This is a genomic window from Pseudomonas sp. BN411 (genome assembly GCF_029871235.1).
Classification (GTDB): Bacteria; Pseudomonadota; Gammaproteobacteria; order Pseudomonadales; family Pseudomonadaceae; genus Metapseudomonas.
In genome coordinates, this window is record NZ_SSOM01000081.1 from 21,546 (window position 1) to 38,718 (window position 17,173).

18 protein-coding genes are annotated in these 17,173 nt (G+C 64.4%); 11 read left to right on the top strand and 7 right to left on the bottom strand.

The genetic code is table 11. The features are described 5' to 3' along the window. Positions 1-18: 18 nt before the first annotated feature. The 3 genes from E8F06_RS24540 to E8F06_RS24550 all read right to left on the bottom strand — a co-directional run bounded on the left by E8F06_RS24540 (position 19) and on the right by E8F06_RS24550 (position 2,574). Positions 19-366 carry an MmcQ/YjbR family DNA-binding protein gene (locus E8F06_RS24540; RefSeq protein WP_280371918.1) on the bottom strand — a complete coding sequence of 116 codons (348 nt, stop codon included), beginning with the start codon at positions 364-366 and terminating at the stop codon, positions 19-21. A gap of 16 nt (positions 367-382) precedes the next feature. Next, positions 383-1,564: an MFS transporter gene (locus E8F06_RS24545; protein WP_280371919.1), complete on the bottom strand. Its 1,182-nt coding sequence runs from the start codon at positions 1,562-1,564 to the stop codon at positions 383-385. A 101-nt stretch (positions 1,565-1,665) separates the two neighbouring features. After that, the gene (locus E8F06_RS24550; RefSeq protein ID WP_280371920.1) at positions 1,666-2,574 is read right to left on the bottom strand and encodes a LysR substrate-binding domain-containing protein; all 909 of its coding nucleotides are present in this window, start codon (positions 2,572-2,574) and stop codon (positions 1,666-1,668) included. Positions 2,575-2,823: 249 nt separating this feature from the next. On the opposite strand from E8F06_RS24550, the gene E8F06_RS24555 reads away from it, so the two are divergent. The 3 genes from E8F06_RS24555 to E8F06_RS24565 all read left to right on the top strand — a co-directional run bounded on the left by E8F06_RS24555 (position 2,824) and on the right by E8F06_RS24565 (position 5,289). After that, positions 2,824-3,822 (top strand): dienelactone hydrolase family protein, encoded by a 999-nt coding sequence (locus E8F06_RS24555; RefSeq protein ID WP_280371976.1) that lies wholly within the window; start codon positions 2,824-2,826, stop codon positions 3,820-3,822. 136 nt (positions 3,823-3,958) lie between these two features. Then, positions 3,959-4,465 carry a DUF1993 family protein gene (locus E8F06_RS24560; protein WP_280371921.1) on the top strand — a complete coding sequence of 169 codons (507 nt, stop codon included), beginning with the start codon at positions 3,959-3,961 and terminating at the stop codon, positions 4,463-4,465. A gap of 215 nt (positions 4,466-4,680) precedes the next feature. Further along, positions 4,681-5,289: an FMN-dependent NADH-azoreductase gene (locus E8F06_RS24565; RefSeq protein ID WP_280371922.1), complete on the top strand. Its 609-nt coding sequence runs from the start codon at positions 4,681-4,683 to the stop codon at positions 5,287-5,289. A gap of 221 nt (positions 5,290-5,510) precedes the next feature. Here E8F06_RS24565 and E8F06_RS24570 read toward each other — a convergent pair whose 3' ends face one another. After that, positions 5,511-7,100 carry an ABC-F family ATPase gene (locus E8F06_RS24570; protein ID WP_280371923.1) on the bottom strand — a complete coding sequence of 530 codons (1,590 nt, stop codon included), beginning with the start codon at positions 7,098-7,100 and terminating at the stop codon, positions 5,511-5,513. 250 nt (positions 7,101-7,350) lie between these two features. On the opposite strand from E8F06_RS24570, the gene E8F06_RS24575 reads away from it, so the two are divergent. The 3 genes from E8F06_RS24575 to E8F06_RS24585 all read left to right on the top strand — a co-directional run bounded on the left by E8F06_RS24575 (position 7,351) and on the right by E8F06_RS24585 (position 8,575). Continuing rightward, entirely contained in the window at positions 7,351-7,791 is a 441-nt protein-coding gene (locus E8F06_RS24575) for a hypothetical protein (protein ID WP_280371924.1), read from the top strand. Positions 7,792-8,002: 211 nt separating this feature from the next. Then, positions 8,003-8,188 (top strand): hypothetical protein, encoded by a 186-nt coding sequence (locus E8F06_RS24580; RefSeq protein WP_280371925.1) that lies wholly within the window; start codon positions 8,003-8,005, stop codon positions 8,186-8,188. A gap of 87 nt (positions 8,189-8,275) precedes the next feature. Further along, positions 8,276-8,575, top strand: coding sequence for a hypothetical protein (locus E8F06_RS24585; protein ID WP_280371926.1), 300 nt, complete (start codon positions 8,276-8,278; stop codon positions 8,573-8,575). 103 nt (positions 8,576-8,678) lie between these two features. On the opposite strand, the gene E8F06_RS24590 is transcribed toward E8F06_RS24585, so the two are convergent. Beyond that, positions 8,679-8,957, bottom strand: coding sequence for a peptidylprolyl isomerase (locus E8F06_RS24590; RefSeq protein ID WP_280371927.1), 279 nt, complete (start codon positions 8,955-8,957; stop codon positions 8,679-8,681). Positions 8,958-9,076: 119 nt separating this feature from the next. Between E8F06_RS24590 and E8F06_RS24595 the strand changes: the two genes are divergently transcribed. Beyond that, entirely contained in the window at positions 9,077-10,288 is a 1,212-nt protein-coding gene (locus tag E8F06_RS24595) for a PilT/PilU family type 4a pilus ATPase (protein WP_280371928.1), read from the top strand. A 230-nt stretch (positions 10,289-10,518) separates the two neighbouring features. Then, positions 10,519-11,115 carry a DJ-1/PfpI family protein gene (locus tag E8F06_RS24600; protein WP_280371929.1) on the top strand — a complete coding sequence of 199 codons (597 nt, stop codon included), beginning with the start codon at positions 10,519-10,521 and terminating at the stop codon, positions 11,113-11,115. Positions 11,116-11,344: 229 nt separating this feature from the next. On the opposite strand, the gene E8F06_RS24605 is transcribed toward E8F06_RS24600, so the two are convergent. Next, positions 11,345-13,300, bottom strand: a complete 1,956-nt coding sequence (locus E8F06_RS24605) for an acetoacetate--CoA ligase (protein WP_280371930.1) — start codon at positions 13,298-13,300, stop codon at positions 11,345-11,347. Between the two features lie 61 nt (positions 13,301-13,361). Beyond that, positions 13,362-14,270 carry a LysR family transcriptional regulator gene (locus tag E8F06_RS24610; protein ID WP_280371931.1) on the bottom strand — a complete coding sequence of 303 codons (909 nt, stop codon included), beginning with the start codon at positions 14,268-14,270 and terminating at the stop codon, positions 13,362-13,364. A gap of 127 nt (positions 14,271-14,397) precedes the next feature. Here E8F06_RS24610 and E8F06_RS24615 point away from each other — a divergent pair, with 127 nt between their 5' ends. The 3 genes from E8F06_RS24615 to E8F06_RS24625 all read left to right on the top strand — a co-directional run bounded on the left by E8F06_RS24615 (position 14,398) and on the right by E8F06_RS24625 (position 17,106). Further along, a complete protein-coding gene (locus tag E8F06_RS24615; RefSeq protein WP_077526232.1) occupies positions 14,398-15,096 on the top strand; it encodes a CoA transferase subunit A in 699 nt (232 codons plus the stop codon). Between the two features lie 30 nt (positions 15,097-15,126). Next, on the top strand, positions 15,127-15,783 hold the full coding sequence (locus E8F06_RS24620) for a CoA transferase subunit B (RefSeq protein WP_179059794.1): 657 nt from the start codon (positions 15,127-15,129) through the stop codon (positions 15,781-15,783). 144 nt (positions 15,784-15,927) lie between these two features. Then, positions 15,928-17,106, top strand: coding sequence for an acetyl-CoA C-acetyltransferase (locus tag E8F06_RS24625; RefSeq protein WP_280371932.1), 1,179 nt, complete (start codon positions 15,928-15,930; stop codon positions 17,104-17,106). The last annotated feature ends 67 nt before the right edge of the window (positions 17,107-17,173 follow it).

Sequence of the window (17,173 nt, forward strand, 5' to 3'; positions counted from 1 at the left end):
TCCTTGTCGTTGGGGGATTCAGTCGAGGCGTAGCCCCACCTGCCGGACCTTCGGCAGGCGCGCCACCACCAGCTGGTGGGAGCGGGTGATCAGATCACGCAGCTCCTCGTCGCCCATGGGGTAGGGCCGTTGCATCGCGATCCAGTGGGCGCGGGCCAGGTAGGGGGCAGGGCTGATGCCAGGGCGGTCGACGTAACCGAGGAAGAGGTCCTTGTCGACCTTGAAAGTCAGGCCATCCCCCAGGAAGTCGAGGATGGCGAACATCTTGTTGCCGGCGATGGAGAACACCCGGTTGCTGCCCCATTTGAGGTCTTCCCGGGCGCCGGGCAGTTGCAGGCAGAAGGCAGCGACTTGGTCGGGGGTCATGGGGGCTCCTGTTCCGTCAGGTTCGGGTTTCGCCGCGCAGCAGCCACAGGCTGAGCAGCATGCCGGTCAGCGCCATCAGGGCAGCGACCAGGAAGATGGCGGCAAAGCCCGCGCCACCGGCGATGGCGCCCATCAATGGCCCGGCGATGCCCAGGGCGAGGTCGAAGAATACCGCGTAGGCGCCCAGCGCCGAACTACGGCTGGCGGCTGGAATGCGTGTGACCGCCTCGACGCCCAGGGCAGGGTAGACCAGCGACAGGCCGAAGCCCGTGAGGGCCGCGCCGGCCAGGGCCAGCCAGGGTGAGGTGGCGGCCCACAGCAGGAACAGGCCGAGGCTCTCCACGGCCAGGCAGACAATGGCCACCCGGTAGCCGCCCAGGTGCTTGATGGTGCCCACGAACAACAGCCGCGCACCGATGAAGGCGCAGCCGAACGCGGTGAGGCAGTAGGCGGCGCCTTCCCACCCGACACTGGCGTAGTAGAGGGTGATGAAGGTGGCCAGGGTCCCAAAGCCGATGGAACCCAAGGCCAGCGCCGTGCCGTTGGGGGCGATGCGCAGGAACACGTTGCTGAAGGGCAATCGCTCACCATGGACGATAGGCGAGGGGCGCTTCGGCCAGGCCAGCAGGAGGGCGATGGCGCAAAGCAGGGCGATCAGCCCGCCGATGCTCCACAGGCCCAGTGAATCCACCATCACCACACCCAGGGGCGCGCCGATCGCCACGGCGCCGTAGGAGGCGATGCCGTTGAACGAGATGACCCGCGCCATGTTCTCCGCGCCCACCAGGCCCACGCCCCAACTGATGGAACCGGTGCCCACCAGCCCCTGGCCGATACCCAGCAGCACGCGCCCGCCCAGCAGCAGCGCAAGGCTCGTCATGGGGAATTGCGCCAGGGAGGTGGACAGGAAGGTCAACACCCCGGACAGGCCGCAGCAGGCCATGCCATACATCACCGCGCGCTTGGCGCCTAGCCGGTCGGCCAGGCTTCCGGACATGGGGCGGGAGAGGAGGGTGGCAAGGTACTGGGTACTGATGACGATCCCCGCCATCACCGAGCCGTAGCCCATGTCGTCGTGCACGTAGCCGGGCAGCACCGCGATAGGCAGGCCGACGCAGAAGAAACTGATGAAGGTGAAAAAGACGACGGTGATGATCTGCAGGGTATTGGAGGACGCGGGCAGCCGTGGCGTGCTCATGGCAGAACCTGGAATCGGGGAGACGGGCGTGGATGCCGTCCATCATCCCTGACTCCCTGCGGCAAAGGAAGCTGGCTAATGGTTGTCTTGCTTGGCAGCGTTCAGATCACCGTTCCCTGATGGCGGGAGAAGGCTTCCGCGAGGTGTTCGATCCAGGCGCGAACCGCAGGCAGCAAGCCACGTCTGTGGGTGTAGACCGCCTGTAGGTTGCCACCCGGCAGATGCCAGTCCGGCAACAGACGTACCATGCTGCCGTCGCGCAGTTCGGCCTCGCAGTTCATCTGCGGCAACATGCTGAAGCCGAGGCCCGCCAGTACCGCGTGCTTGCGCACATCGAAATCCTCGATGCCCAGGCGCGCCTCCAGCACCACCTCCCGGCGATTGCCCTGGGCGTCCCGCAGGTCGTGATGGATGCGTCGGTCGGCTTCCAGGCCGCCAAGGGCCGGCAACAACTGGAGGTCGTCGGGTGTGAGGATGCTCCGGCCCTCAACCAGGCTGGGGGCGGCGACCAGGAATGCCTGCGCCGGCCTCAGGACGCGGGCGATCAGGGTCGGGTCTTCATCGCCTTCCTCGCGAACCCGTAGCGCCACGTCTACCCCTTCCTCGCGCAAGTCCACCCGGCGGTTGGTCAGGATCATGTCCAGCTGCACGAGGGGGTATTGCTGGAGGAAGTCGGTGATCATCGGCCTCAGCATCGCGTGCGCGAGTTCCGTTGGGCAGGACACCCGCAGACGGCCCCGTGGCTCGACCGTGAGGCTGGCGACCACTTCCTCGGCCTGTTCGGCCTCCAGCAGCATGGCCTGGCAATGGCGCAGGAAGCGCTCGCCGACGTCGGTCAGCGCCATCTTGCGGGTCGTGCGCTGCAGCAGGCGGGCGTCCAGGCGGGTTTCCAGCTCCGCGATGCGCCGGGAAAGGCGAGATTTCGGCACCCCGAGCAAACGCGCGGCCGCCGAGAAGCCACCGTGCTCCACCACCTTGGCGAAGTAGAAAAGGTCGTTGAGATCCTGCATGGCTGGATTGTTCCGTGTGGGGTACGAACTATCGCACCGGAGCCTGTTCGGCAGCCATCGTTTTCGCTGGCGGTACGATGCGCCGGGAATCAGTCGACCGGGCCGTGGGGCCTGCCTATGCTGGTCATCGATCCGTGGCGCTATACCCGCAATCGACAGCGAGGCTCGCCTACTCGGTGAGCGAGGGACGGCGTGCACGCCGGCAGGTATGCCTGACAGCGGTTCCCGGTACGGAAGGTGAGCACCATGTTGGTTCGTCTTTCAGCAATCCTGGCTCTTCTTGTCCCGCTGGTGGCGTTCGGCGCCCCGGCTGTCGGCATGCACCGCCTGGAACTGGCCGACCCGCTGGACGAAGGCCAGCGCTTGAGCGCGGTGGCCTTCTACCCCGCGCAGGGCAAGCCACGCAGCACGGATGTCGACCTCTATCACGTGGAAGCCGGCGACGATGCGCCCATGGCGGACGGGCATTTCCCCTTGGTACTGATCTCCCACGGCAACGGCGGCTCGCCGCTGGCCCACCATGACCTGGCGACCGCCCTGGCCAGGGCCGGTTTTGTCGTGCTGGCCGTGCAGCACACCGGCGACAACTACCAGGACCAGAGCCGCGCCGGGACCTTCAGCAACCTCTACGGCCGTCCGTTGCAGTTGTCCGCCGCCATTGATGCGGCGGCGTCCGATGATCTGCTGGCCGGCGGGCTGGATACCGAGCGGGTGGGCGTGATCGGCTACTCCGCCGGTGGTGAGTCGGCCCTGATATTGGCAGGCGCCCAGCCCACCCCGGAACGGCTGCATGACTACTGCCGGCAATGGCCAGATGACCGGGATGCCTGTAGTCGCGGCGGCAAGTTGATCGTCGACCGGGACGACCTTTCGGCCTTCGCCGATCCCCGGGTGGGTTCGGTGATGCTGATGGCGCCGCTGGGGCTGATGTTCGATCGCAAGGGGCTGGAGCCGGTAAAGGTTCCGGTGCTGATCTACAGCGGGGACGATGACCGCATCCTGCAACTGGAACAGAACGCCGGCGCGCTGGTGCGGCGCCTGCCCAGTCCGCCGGATTTCCGCCTGCTGCCCGGAGCGGGGCACTTCGTCTTCATGGCACCCTGCCCGCGAGCGCTGGATGCCGTGGCGCCACACGTTTGCCAGGATGCCGAAGGCGTCGACCGGGCGGCGATCCATGAGGAGCTGAACGACGAGGCGGTGCGCTTTTTCAGCCGGACCCTGGAAGATCCCCAGGACCCGTTCCGCTGACCGCGCCGGAGGCGTCCCGCGGATGGAACGAAGTCGCGCGGGGAGGGTGCGGCCCGGCATTCACGCGCATTGCCGGGTGGCCGGTCAGGGGCTATACCTGAGCCTTTCCCATCCACCCGAAAACGGAGCGATCACCATGTCCTTGTCCATGTACGAGGCGTCCATCCCGGTCCTGACGCGCATGCTCGGCAACCTTTCCAACCTGCTGAAAAAGGGCGAAGCCAACGCCCAGGTGCGCAGCATCGACCCCAAGGTGTTCATCGATTCGCGCCTGGCGCCTGACATGTATCCCCTTGCCCGCCAGGTCCAGATCGCCAGCGACATGGCCAAGGGTTGCGCGGCCCGTCTGGCCGGCGTCGAAGTGCCGAGCTGGCAAGACACCGAAAACACCTTCGACGAATTGCAGGCGCGTATTGCCAAGACCCTGGATTTCATCAAGGGCATCGACGCCGCCAAGCTGGAAGGCAGTGAAACCCGCACCGTGGTGCTGAAGATGCGCAGCGGTGAAATCAGCTTCAGCGGTCGCGACTACCTGCTCGGTTTCGCCATGCCGAACTTCTATTTCCACGTCACCGCGGCCTACGCCATCCTCCGCCACAACGGCGTGGACGTGGGCAAGATGGATTACCTGGGCGGGGTCTGACGCATAGCGGCGCGCTTTTTCTATCCACCATTGGGGCTAGATCACGCCTCCAATGGTGGATCGGTGAAGCGTGATCCACCCTACGCAGAAATTTTTGTCCCATGAGTGAGACGCTGAATCACGAAATCGCCGTCTAATCAGCTTTTATCGACATGGATAGGATTACCCCCAATCCGATCGGCCGTCGCCGGTCGCCCAACTGAGGGTAACCAACCATGAAACTCCTGCACCTCGACTCCAGCATCCTCGGCGACGCCTCCGCCTCCCGCCAACTGAGCCGCGACGTGGTCGCCGCCTGGAAAGCCGCCGAGCCGACCGCCCAGATCACCTACCGCGACCTGGCAAGCGATGCCATCAGCCACCTGTCCGCCCTGAGCCTGGTTGCCGGCGGTACTCCGGCTGACCTGCGCGACGCCGCCCAGAAGCACGAAGCCGAACTGGGTGAAACCACCCTGAACGAGTTCCTCGCCGCCGACGCGGTCGTCATCGGCGCGCCGATGTACAACTTCAGCGTCCCGAGCCAACTGAAGGCCTGGATCGACCGCATCGCCGTTGCCGGCAAGACCTTCCGTTACACCGAGAACGGCCCGGAAGGCCTGGCGGGTGGCAAGAAGGTGGTGATCGTCAACACCGCAGGCGGTATCCACACCGGCCAGGTGACCGGCCAGGCCCATGAGGATTACCTGAAGCTGGTGCTGAACTTCCTCGGCGTGACCGACATCGAAGTCGTCCGTGCCGAAGGCCTGGCCTACGGCGAAGAGCCCCGCGCCAATGCCATCAGCGCGGCCAAGCAGCAGATTGGCGAGCTGTTCGCCACTGCCTGATTCGGTACGCCGGAAAACACAAAGCCCCGCAATTGCGGGGCTTTGTCGTTTACAGCGAGCGATCAATCTCAAGAGGCATGGTCTGCTTTACCTGTGGGGGCGAATTTATTCGCTGACCGGACCGAAGGTTCGGCCGTCTGTACCTCAAGGGGGCGCTTCGCACCCCTTAGCGAATGAATTCGCCCCCACAAATGACGCGATACCGCACCGGGCGGTTCCGATCAGACAATCACACCCTGGCTACGCAGGTAATCGTCATAGGTGCCGCTGAAGTCGGTCACGCCGTTCTCGTCCAGCTCGATGATGCGGGTGGCCAGGGAACCGACGAACTCACGGTCGTGGCTGACGAAGATCAGGGTGCCCGGGTAGTTCTCCAGCGCCAGGTTGAGCGCCTCGATGGATTCCATGTCCAGGTGGTTGGTGGGTTCGTCCATCACCAGCACGTTGGGCTTCTTCAGGATCAGCTTGCCGAACAGCATGCGGCCTTGCTCACCACCGGAAATCACCTTCACCGACTTGAGGATCTCGTCGTTGGAGAACAGCATGCGGCCAAGGGTGCCGCGCACCAGCTGCTCGCCACCCTGGGTCCACTGGCCCATCCAGTCGAACAGGGTGATGTCGTCTTCGAAGTCATGGGCGTGGTCCTGGGCGTAGTAGCCGAGGTCCGCGCTTTCGGTCCACTTCACGCTACCGGCGTCCGGGTTCATCTCACCGACCAGGGTACGCAGCAGGGTGGTCTTGCCGATGCCGTTCGGGCCGATGATGGCGACGCGCTCGCCAGCCTCGATCTGCAGGTCCAGGCCCTTGAACAGTTGCTTGCCCTCGAAGCCCTTGGCCAGCTTCTCCACGGTCACCGCCTGGCGGTGCAGCTTCTTGTGCTGGTCGAAGCGGATGAAGGGGCTGACGCGGCTGGACGGCTTGACCTCGGCCAGTTGGATCTTGTCGATCTGCTTGGCGCGCGAGGTGGCCTGCTTGGCTTTCGAGGCGTTGGCGGAGAATCGGCTGACGAAGGTCTGCAGCTCAGCGATCTGCGCTTTCTTCTTGGCGTTGTCGGCCAGGAGTTGCTCGCGGGACTGGGTCGCGGCGGTCATGTACTCGTCGTAGTTGCCCGGGAACAGACGCAGCTCGCCGTAATCCAGGTCCGCCATGTGGGTGCACACGCTGTTCAGGAAGTGGCGGTCGTGGGAAATGATGATCATGGTGCTGTTACGCGCCGTGAGGATGTTTTCCAGCCAGCGGATGGTGTTGATGTCCAGGTGGTTGGTCGGCTCGTCCAGCAGCAGCACATCCGGGTCCGAGAACAGCGCCTGGGCCAGCAACACGCGCAGCTTCCAGCCGGGAGCGACTTCGCTCATCGGACCGAAATGCTGGCTGAGCGGAATACCGAGGCCAAGCAGCAGCTCGCCGGCGCGGGATTCGGCGGTGTAGCCGTCCATCTCGGCGAACTCGGTCTCCAGCTCGGCCACGGCCATGCCGTCGTCCTCGCTCATTTCAGGCAGCGAATAGATGCGGTCACGTTCGGCCTTGACTCGCCACAGCTCGGCATGGCCCATGATCACGGTGTCGATCACGCTGAATTCTTCGTACGCGAACTGATCCTGGCGCAGCTTGCCGAGGCGCACGTTGGGTTCCAGCATCACCTGGCCGCCAGAAGGCTCCAGATCGCTGCCGAGGATCTTCATGAAGGTCGACTTGCCGCAGCCGTTGGCACCGATCAGGCCGTAGCGGTTGCCGTTGCCGAACTTGACGGAAACGTTCTCGAACAGCGGCTTGGGGCCGAACTGCATGGTGATGTTGGCGGTAGAGATCACGATGGAATCCTGAGCTTGGGGGCGCTCGCGCGCAAAAAAGGCGCGATTGTAGCGGTTTTGCCCAGGGCTGGGGTGAACCTTCGGCGGCTGTGGGACGAAAGGGCGTGCTAGTTCGCCGACACCCTTCGAACGGGAATAGGGTCTCGGCGTCTATGGGGGATTCATGCCCGAGGGGGAATTGATCCCCATCACGATGCGCCTCGCCACGATGAGCATGATGAACACCCATTAAGGACGAGGGGGAAGTGACATGCTCTATCTACTGCACAAATTCGCGCATCTCACGGCAGCGGCTTTTTTCATAGGCGGGGTGTTCTTCGAGGTCATGATCCTCAGCCGGGCGGCCCGCAGTCTGGAGGCGGGGCCTCGTGAACAGCTGTCCAGGGCCCTGGGGCAGCGCGCCCGGCGTGTCATGCACTGGGTCATCCTCATACTCTTCGGCGCCGGCCTGGCGCTGGCCTGGCATTACCGAGCTGTGCTGCAGGACCCTTTCTCCAGCAGTTTCGGCACCTTGCTGGTGCTGAAGATCTGCCTGGCACTGAGCATCCTCGGGCACTTCCTGTTGGTCGTTTTGCTGATGCGCAGTGGGCGCATGACGCCGGCCCGCTCCCGTCTGATCCACCTCAGCGTGCTGGTTCAGATGCTTGGCATTCTGTTCCTGGCCAAGGCGATGTTCCTGGTCAGCTGGTAGCGCGGTCTGCAGAGGCTGCGAAGGTGCGGAATACCCGCTCTGGCCTGTACACGGCGCTATCACGAAACCGTCAAGAACCAGCGCTAGCCTGACCTGGCTTCCACGGCACTTTGACTCTCGATCGCGCTGCCCACGCTACGCGATGCAGGCCAACCTGATCAGTTGGCCTTTTTTCTTTCTGCCGTTCCGCCGTGGACCAGTCGGAGTATCCATGGACATCGCAATCCAGCAGGTCAGCCGCAGCGACAGGGAAGAGTGGCAGGTGGAGGTCTTCGGCATGAAGGTTTCCTTCCGCGACAAGGCGGCTGCGCTGGCCTTCGCGATCAGGCTGCAGGAGCGCGTGGAAGCGCCCCATCTGCTACCGGGCACACCCGATCAGGATGATGTTCAGACCTGAGGCTCAATTTCTTGTCGGTTCCAGCTATTGCGTGGCGGGCCTGGGCTGGGGCAAAAATGTGCCTTCCGGACCAGAAGGAGAAGGCACGTGAAGAGAGCTCTGATTTTCGTTGCACTGACCTTGCAGGCCTGCACCTTCGCAGCGGTGGCGGGGGAGTGGCCGCAAGGTGGTGGCGAGAAGTTCACCCAGGAATGCGTTGCCAGCGCGGCCAGGCAGGTTCCGCAGGACAAGGCCGTCGCCTACTGCAACTGCTCCAACGGCATGATGCAGGAGGCCTTCACCTCGCAGCAGCTGGTGAGCGTGACCGAAGGCCGGAAGCCGACCGAAGACGAATTGACGGTCCTCACCGATATCTCGCGTACGTGCGCTCGCGAAACACTGCAATGATGGCGTCGGGGCACGGAGTGAAGGCGCTGCAATAAGGCCTTCACATTCCGGCGCGAGAATAGGCTCTGCGCCACGGACGGTGCCCATTCTCGCCAGATGCCCCTCACTCCCTGAAGAACACCTGCACCAGGTGATAGCCGAACTGGCTTTTCACCGGGCCATGGATGACGCGCACGGGCTTCTTGAAAATTACCTGATCGATCACTCGCACCATCTGGCCAGGGCGCACTTCGCCCAGGTCGCCGCCGCGCTTGCCAGACGGGCAGATGGAGTGCTTCTTGGCCAGGACCGCGAAGTCTTCGCCCTTGTCCAGGCGCTTCTTCAATTGTTCGGCTTCCGCCTCGGTCTTGACCAGAATATGGCGGGCAAGGGCCTTGGCCATGGGAATTCCTCTTGGACTGTGGAGCGGTTCATTGTGCCAGTACGGGCAGCCGCCATACAGTTGGGCACCGGTGATCCGCCAAGCGGATGCCTTCACCTGACACGGGATGTGCACCTTCGATGGACCTCTCTGCGATGCTCAAGATCCTGGCTACCCAGGATGGCTCCGACCTCTACCTGTCCACGGGCGCGCCGCCCTGCGCCAAGTTCAACGGCCTGTTGCGGCCGCTCAGCAACGAACCACTGAAGGCCGGCGACGTGGCCAGGATCGCCGAGTCGATCATGGACGCCGAGCAGCGTGCCGAGTTCGACCGCGAACTGGAGATGAACCTGGCCATCTCGCTGCCGAACATCGGCCGCTTCCGTATCAACATCTTCCGCCAGCGCAACGAGGTGTCCATCGTCGCGCGGAACATCAAGCTGGATATCCCGCGCTTCGAAGACCTCAAGCTGCCCGAAGTGCTGCTCAAGATGGTGATGGAAAAGCGCGGCCTGGTGCTCTTCGTCGGCGGAACCGGCTCTGGTAAGTCCACCTCGCTGGCGGCGCTGATCGACTACCGCAACCGCAACACCGGCGGCCACATCATCACCATCGAAGACCCGGTGGAATACGTGCACCGGCACAAGAAGTCCATCATCAACCAACGCGAGGTGGGGGTGGACACCCGCAGCTTCCACGCCGCGCTGAAGAACACCCTACGCCAGGCGCCGGACGTAATCCTGATCGGCGAGATTCGCGACCGCGAGACCATGGAACATGCGCTGGCCTTCGCCGACACCGGCCACCTGGCCATTTCCACCCTGCACGCCAACAACGCCAACCAGGCGCTGGACCGCATCATCAACTTCTTCCCTGAAGAGCGTCGTCCGCAACTGCTCAACGACCTGGGCAACAACCTCAAGGCCTTCGTTTCCCAGCGCCTGGTACGCACCCAGGACGGCAAGCGCCGAGCGGCGGTGGAGGTGCTGTTGGGCACGTCGACCATCAGCGACCTGATCAAGCGCGGTGAATTCCACTCCATCAAGGAGATCATGGAAAAGTCCCGCGGCCTGGGCATGCAGACGTTCGACCAGGCGCTGTTCGACCTGGTGGTGGAAGGTGCCATTCCGGAAGAAGAGGCGATCAAGAACGCCGACTCCGCCAACAACCTGCGCCTGAAACTCAAGCTTTATCGCGAAGGCCCTGCTGCAACGCCCGCACCGGCCGCAGCGTCGCCAGCACCGGCAGCTGCCCCGAGCGCCACCCCGGATTCCGCCGGCTGGGGCCTGGAGTTGAAGCTGGAAGACCTGGAAGAAGACGCGCCAGAAGAGCCGGGGCCTCGGATGGGTTAGTTCGTTGTGGGGGCGAATTCATTCGCTGACCGGACCGCAGGTTCGGCCGTGCCTTGGGGCAGCTTCGCTGCCCTTAGCGATTGAAATCGCCCCCACAGATAGAAGCACGACCGATTTCCACCAACTACCGGTCAACCTGTATGGCCAAATTTAAATCTGTCTGTACATAGCAGCCGTCTCGCGGCCCGCATAGATTCGCTGCATGCACCCATGCGATCCGGGAGGTCGTGATGCGAATCGCCGTACTGACATTCGAAGGTTTCAACGAACTGGATTCCTTCGTGGCCGCCGCCTTGCTCAACCGCATGCGCGGGCAGGGCTGGCAGGCGGAGATCACCTCGCCCAGCGACTGGGTGACGTCCATGAACGGCGTGCGGGTCCAGGCCCAGCAACCGCTGGAGTTCGCCAACAGCGCCGACGTGGTGCTGTTCGGTAGCGGCATCCTGACCCGCGACATCGCCAAGGACCGCAGCATCCTCGACCGCCTGCAACTGGACCCGCAGCGCCAGCTGATCGGCTCCCAGTGCTCCGGCGCCTTGCTCATGGCCAAACTCGGCCTGCTCGACAATCTGCCGGCCTGTACCGACCTCACCACCAAGCCCTGGGTGATCGAGGCCGGCGTACGGGTGCTGGATCAGCCCTTCTTCGCCAGCGGCAACCTCGCGACCGCCGGTGGCTGCCTGTCCGCCCCCTACCTGGCCGCCTGGGCGATCGCCAAGCTGGCCGGCGAAGACGCCGCAGCTTCCGTGCTGCACTACGTGGCGCCGGTAGGGGAGAAAGAGGCCTATGTGGAGCGGGCGCTGGGTGTGATTCGGCCCTACTTGTAATCCGGTTCGGACCTCGCTTTTCCTGTGGGGGCGAATTCATTCGCTGACCGGAGCGAAGGCAAGGTCCACGATTTCTCAGGGGGCGCTGGACGCGCCATAGCGATTGAAATCGCCCCCACACAAGATCGAGCCAGGCCGTAGGGTGGGCTTCAGCCCACCATTGCAGGTCAGCTGTGGGCTAAAGCCCACCCTACAAGGCAACCCCCTTGAGCATGCGCGGGCCGCCCCTTCAACTCTGAAGCTCTGGAAGATCCCGATACAACTCCAACGCCTGCGGGTTGGCCAGGGCATCGGTGTTCTTCACCGGCTTGCCATGCACCACATTGCGCACCGCCAGTTCGACGATCTTGCCGCTCAGGGTGCGGGGGATGTCGGTTACGGCGATGATCTTCGCCGGCACGTGGCGCGAGGTGGTGTTGGTGCGGATCACCTGGCGGATGCGCTCGCGCAGGGCATCGTCCAGCACCGCGTCATCGCGCAGGCGAACGAACAGCACCACCCGTACATCGCCTTGCCAGTCCTGGCCGATGGCGATGGATTCCAGCACTTCTTCCACCTTCTCCACCTGGCGGTAGATCTCGGCGGTGCCGATGCGCACGCCGCCGGGGTTGAGTACGGCGTCCGAGCGCCCGTGGATCACCAGGCCGCCGTGCGCGGTTTCCTCGGCGTAATCGCCGTGGGCCCAGACGCCGGGGAAGGTCTCGAAGTAAGCCGCCCTGAACCTCGCTCCGTCCGGGTCGTTCCAGAAGCCCACCGGCATCGACGGGAAATGCCGGGCGCAGACCAGCTCGCCTTTCTCGCCGAATACCCGTCTGCCGTCCTCGTTCCACACCTGCGTGTCCATGCCCAGGCCCTTGCACTGCAGTTCGCCGCGCCATACCGGCAGCACCGGGTTGCCCAGGGCGAAGCAGGAAACGATGTCGGTGCCGCCGGAAATGGAAGACAGGCACAGCTCGCCCTTGATGTCGCGGTAGACGAACTCGAAGCTCTCGTGGGACAGCGGTGAACCGGTGGAAAGCAGCGCCTTCAGACGCTCCAGGCGGTGGCTCTGGCACGGTTTGATTCCAGCCTTCTCCAGGGCGGCCAGGTACTTGGCACTGGCACCGAAGATGCTGATGCCCTCGTAGTCGATCAGGTCCATCAGGCGTTCGGGGCCGGGGTGGAAAGGTGAACCGTCGTAGAGCACCAGGGTGGCGCCCAGGGCCAGGCCGGACACCAGCCAATTCCACATCATCCAACCGCAGGTGGTGAAGTAGAACAGCGTGTCCGAGGCCGACAGGTCACAGTGCAGGCCGTGTTCCTTGACGTGTTGCAGCAGGGTGCCGCCAACGCCGTGGACGATGCATTTGGGCACCCCGGTGGTGCCGCTGGAGTAGAGGATGTACAGCGGCTGGTCGAAGGGCACCGGGGTGAATTCAGGTTCGCCGCCGGGCTGGTAGAAGTCGTTCCACAGGGCGACGCGGGCGCGCGTGGTTAAGTCCGTCGGCTGTGCCTCAGGGCGGGAGTAGGGGACCAGCACCAGCTGTTCCAGCCAGGGCATGCGTTCGAGGATTTCGTTGAGCTTGTCGGTCAGGTCCAGGTTCTTGCCGGCGTAGCGGTAGCCGGCGGCAGCGATCAGCACCCTCGGCTCGATCTGGCCGAAGCGGTCGATCACCCCCTGGGTGCCGAAGTCCGGCGAGCAGGACGACCAGGTGGCGCCCAGACTGGTCGCGGCGAGCATGCCCGCCACCGCTTGCCAAGTATTGGGCATGAAGGCCGCAACGCGATCGCCGACGCCCACGCCCAGGGCTTTCAGGCTCTGCTGCAGGCCGGCGACATGGTTGGCCAGCTCGGCATAGGTCAATTGCACGCGGCTGCCGTCTTCGCCGATGGCGACCAGTGCCGGCTGCTCGTCGCGGCGGCGCAGCAGGTGCTCGGCGAAGTTCAGGGTGGCGTCGGGGAACCAGCGGGCGCTGGGCATCGCGGCGCTTTCTTCCAGCACGGCCGTGGGCGGCGTGCTGAAGCGGATGTCGAAGAACTCGACGATGGCCTGCCAGAAGGCCTCGCGGCGGTCCAGGCTCCAGGCGTGCAGGGCAGGGTAGTCGGGCAGGTCCAGGCCCTGTTGCTGGCAGACCTGGCGGCGGAAGGCGTCCATGCGGGTGGCGGCGATCCGCACCGGGCTGGGGGTCCACAGTGGCTTATCCATCTGCGCATCCTCATCTGGCGAGACGTGGGTCATCCGGTTGCTATTCAGCATAGGCCCTGGCTCAGGGCCGGGGCAGGTCCATGCGGCTCCAGTCGTGGGCCTTCAGCAGCACGTCGCTGAGGGCCTGGGCGGCGGTGGAGAGCTGGTGCTCGGCCAGCCGAAAGAGGCCCACGCGGCGCTCCACCTGCGGGCTATGCAAGGCAATGCAGCGGGCACCGAGCTCCTCCATCTGCTGGATGCACAGGCTGGGCACGGCGCTGACGCCCAGCCCCTGGGCCACCATGCGGCCCACGGTCACCAACTGGTGGCTCTCGAAGGCGACCGGCAGGCGGCCGTGTTGCGGCGCGAGCACTTGTTCGAGCATCAGGCGCACGGCCGACGGGCGCTGCAGCGTGATGAAGTTGCCCTGCAGCAACTCCGTCCAGCCGATCTCGGCGCGCTGCGCCAGCTCGCAGTCGGCGGGTACCACGGCAACGAAGCGGTCGGTATAGAAGGGCAGGAAATCCAGGCCGTCGAGGGACTCCGGCTCGAAGGCGATGCCCAGTTCCACCCGCCGGTTGCGCACCATCTCCAGCACCTGCTCGTTGATCACGTCATGCACCGCCACGTTGACCTTGGGGTGCTGGTCACGAAAGGCCTTGAGGGCTGCCGGCAGCAAGTTGCCGGCGAAGGAAGGCATGGCGGCGATGGAAACCTTGCCCAGCTGCAGGGTGAAGTGCTGGCGCAGCAGCTCCTCAGCGTTGTCCCAGTCCGCCAGCAGGCGCCGGGCGATGGGCAGCAGGGTTTCGCCCTCGGGCGTCAGGGCGACGCTGCGGGTGGTGCGCACCAGCAGCTGGCCACCGAGGGAATCTTCCAGGTTCTTGATCGCCAGGGAGAGGGCCGGCTGGGACAGGTGCAACCGCTCGCAGGCCTGGGCGAAGCTCAGGCTCTGCGCCACGGCGAGGAAGGCGCGCAGCTGCTTGATGGTCATTGATTTGGTTTGCTTATTAATCGTTAGGAAAAACAAACTTAACAAATCAGTCTGCGCGGGAGAAGCTCTGACCCACTCAACGGCGGTATCCCCGCCGCGACCAATAAAGACAAAGAGGCACATGAGCATGAGTGGACTCGACAAGCGCGTATACAGCTACGAGGAAGCCCTGGACGGGCTGACAGACGACATGACCGTCCTGGCCGGTGGTTTCGGCATCTGTGGCATCCCCGAGAACCTGATCGCCGAGATCCGCCGCCGTGGCGTCAAGGGCCTCACCGTGGTTTCCAACAACTGCGGCATCGATGGTTTCGGCCTGGGCGTGCTGCTCGAAGACCGCCAGATCCGCAAGATGATCGCCTCCTACGTGGGCGAGAACGCCCTGTTCGAGCAGCAGCTGCTCAGCGGCGAACTGGAAGTCGAACTGACTCCCCAGGGCACCCTCGCCGAGAAGATGCGCGCAGGCGGTGCCGGCATCCCGGCCTTCTTCACCGCCACCGGCTACGGCACACCGATTGCCGAAGGCAAGGAAGTGCGTGAGTTCAACGGCCGCAAGTACATCCTCGAGCCGTCGATTACCGGCGATTTCGCCATCGTCAAAGGCTGGAAGGCCGACCACTTCGGCAACGTGATCTACCGCCACACCGCGCAGAACTTCAACCCGCTGGCGGCCACCGCCGGCCGTATCACCGTGGTCGAGGTGGAAGAAATCGTCGAGCCGGGCGAACTGGACCCTGCCCACATCCACACGCCGGGCATCTACGTTGACCGCGTGATTGTTGGCAGTTTCGAGAAGCGCATCGAAAAGCGCACCGTCCGCTCCTGATCACGACAAGAAGAATTCGAGGAAACCGACATGGCACTGACCCGCGAACAGATGGCCCAGCGCGTGGCCCGCGAACTGAAAGACGGCTACTACGTGAACCTGGGTATCGGCATTCCGACCCTGGTCGCCAACTACGTACCCGAAGGCATGCAAGTGATGCTGCAGTCCGAAAACGGCCTGCTGGGCATGGGCGCCTTCCCCACCGAAGATGAAGTCGACGCCGACATGATCAACGCCGGCAAGCAGACCGTCACCGCGGTAAAAGGTGCTTCGATCTTCTCCTCCGCCGAGTCCTTCGCGATGATCCGCGGCGGTCACGTGGACCTCACCGTGCTCGGCGCCTTCGAAGTGGACGTGCAGGGCAACATCGCCTCCTGGATGGTCCCGGGCAAGCTGGTCAAGGGCATGGGCGGCGCCATGGACCTGGTGGCCGGTGCCGAGAACATCATCGTCACCATGACCCACGCCTCCAAGGACGGTGAGTCCAAGCTGCTGGAAAGCTGCTCGCTGCCGCTGACCGGCGCCGGTTGCATCCGCAAGGTGCTGACCGACCTGGCCTACCTGGAAATCGAGAATGGCGCCTTCATCCTGCGTGAAACCGCGCCGGGTGTGAGCATCGCCGAGATCGCCGAGAAGACCGCCGGCCGCCTGATCGTCCCGGACGACGTGGTTGAAATGACGTTCTGATTGCTCTGCCGCTCTGGAGGAGGCCACCACGCATGGCTCTCCTCCGGCGCGGTTTTTTCAATGTTTAGGTAGGAGCGAGCTTGCTCGCGAAGATCGTTTCGACTCGCGAGCACGGTCGCTCCTACGGATCAAATGGAGATCCCCATGCAAGACGTCGTAATCGTCGCCGCCACCCGTACTGCCATCGGCAGCTTCCAGGGCGCGCTGGCCAACATTCCCGCCCATGAACTGGGCGCTGCCGTGATCCGCCAGCTGCTGGAGCAGACCGGCCTCAAGGGTGAGCAGATCGATGAAGTGATCCTCGGCCAGGTCCTCACCGCCGGTGCCGGCCAGAACCCGGCGCGCCAGGCTGCCGTCCTCGCCGGCCTGCCACATGCAGTACCGGCCATGAGCCTGAACAAGCTCTGCGGTTCCGGCCTCAAGGCCCTGCACCTGGGCATCCAGGCCATCCGTTGCGGCGATGCCGAGGTGATCATCGCTGGCGGCCAGGAAAGCATGAGCCTGGCTCCCTACATCCTTCCGGCCGCCCGTACCGGCATGCGCATGGGCCACGCCAAGGCGCTGGACACCATGATCCACGACGGCCTGACCGACGCCTTCAACAACTACCACATGGGCGTCACTGCCGAGAATCTGGTGGAGAAGTACGGCCTGACCCGCGAACAGCAGGACGCCTTTGCCGCCGCTTCCCAGCAGAAAGCCGCCGCCGCCATCGAGGCCGGCCGTTTCAAGGATGAGATCACTCCCATCCTGATTCCGCAGAAGAAGGGCGACCCCATTGCCTTCGATACCGACGAAGGCCCGCGCGCCGGCACCACCGCCGACTCCCTCGCCAAGCTGAAGCCCGCCTTCAAGAAGGACGGCAGCGTCACCGCTGGCAACGCCTCCACCCTGAATGACGGCGCCGCCGCCGTGGTGCTGATGAGCGCCGAGAAGGCCAAGTCCCTGGGCCTGCCGGTACTGGCGCGCATCGCTGGCTACGCCAACTCCGGTGTCGACCCGGCGATCATGGGCATCGGCCCGGTCACCGCTACCCGTCGTTGCCTGGACAAGGCCGGCTGGAGCCTCGACGACCTCGACCTGATCGAAGCCAACGAAGCCTTCGCCGCGCAGTCCCTGTCGGTCAGCAAGGAACTGGGCTGGGACATGGCCAAGGTCAACGTCAACGGTGGCGCCATCGCCCTCGGCCACCCCATCGGTGCTTCCGGCTGCCGCGTACTGGTCAGCCTGCTGCACGAAATGATCAAGCGCGATGCGAAGAAGGGTCTGGCGACCCTGTGCATCGGCGGCGGCATGGGCGTAGCCCTGGCCATCGAGCGCTAGTTCCGTATCGCACTACCCGTAGGTTGGTCAGAGCGAAGCGAAGCCCAACGAGTCCAACCGTTGGGCC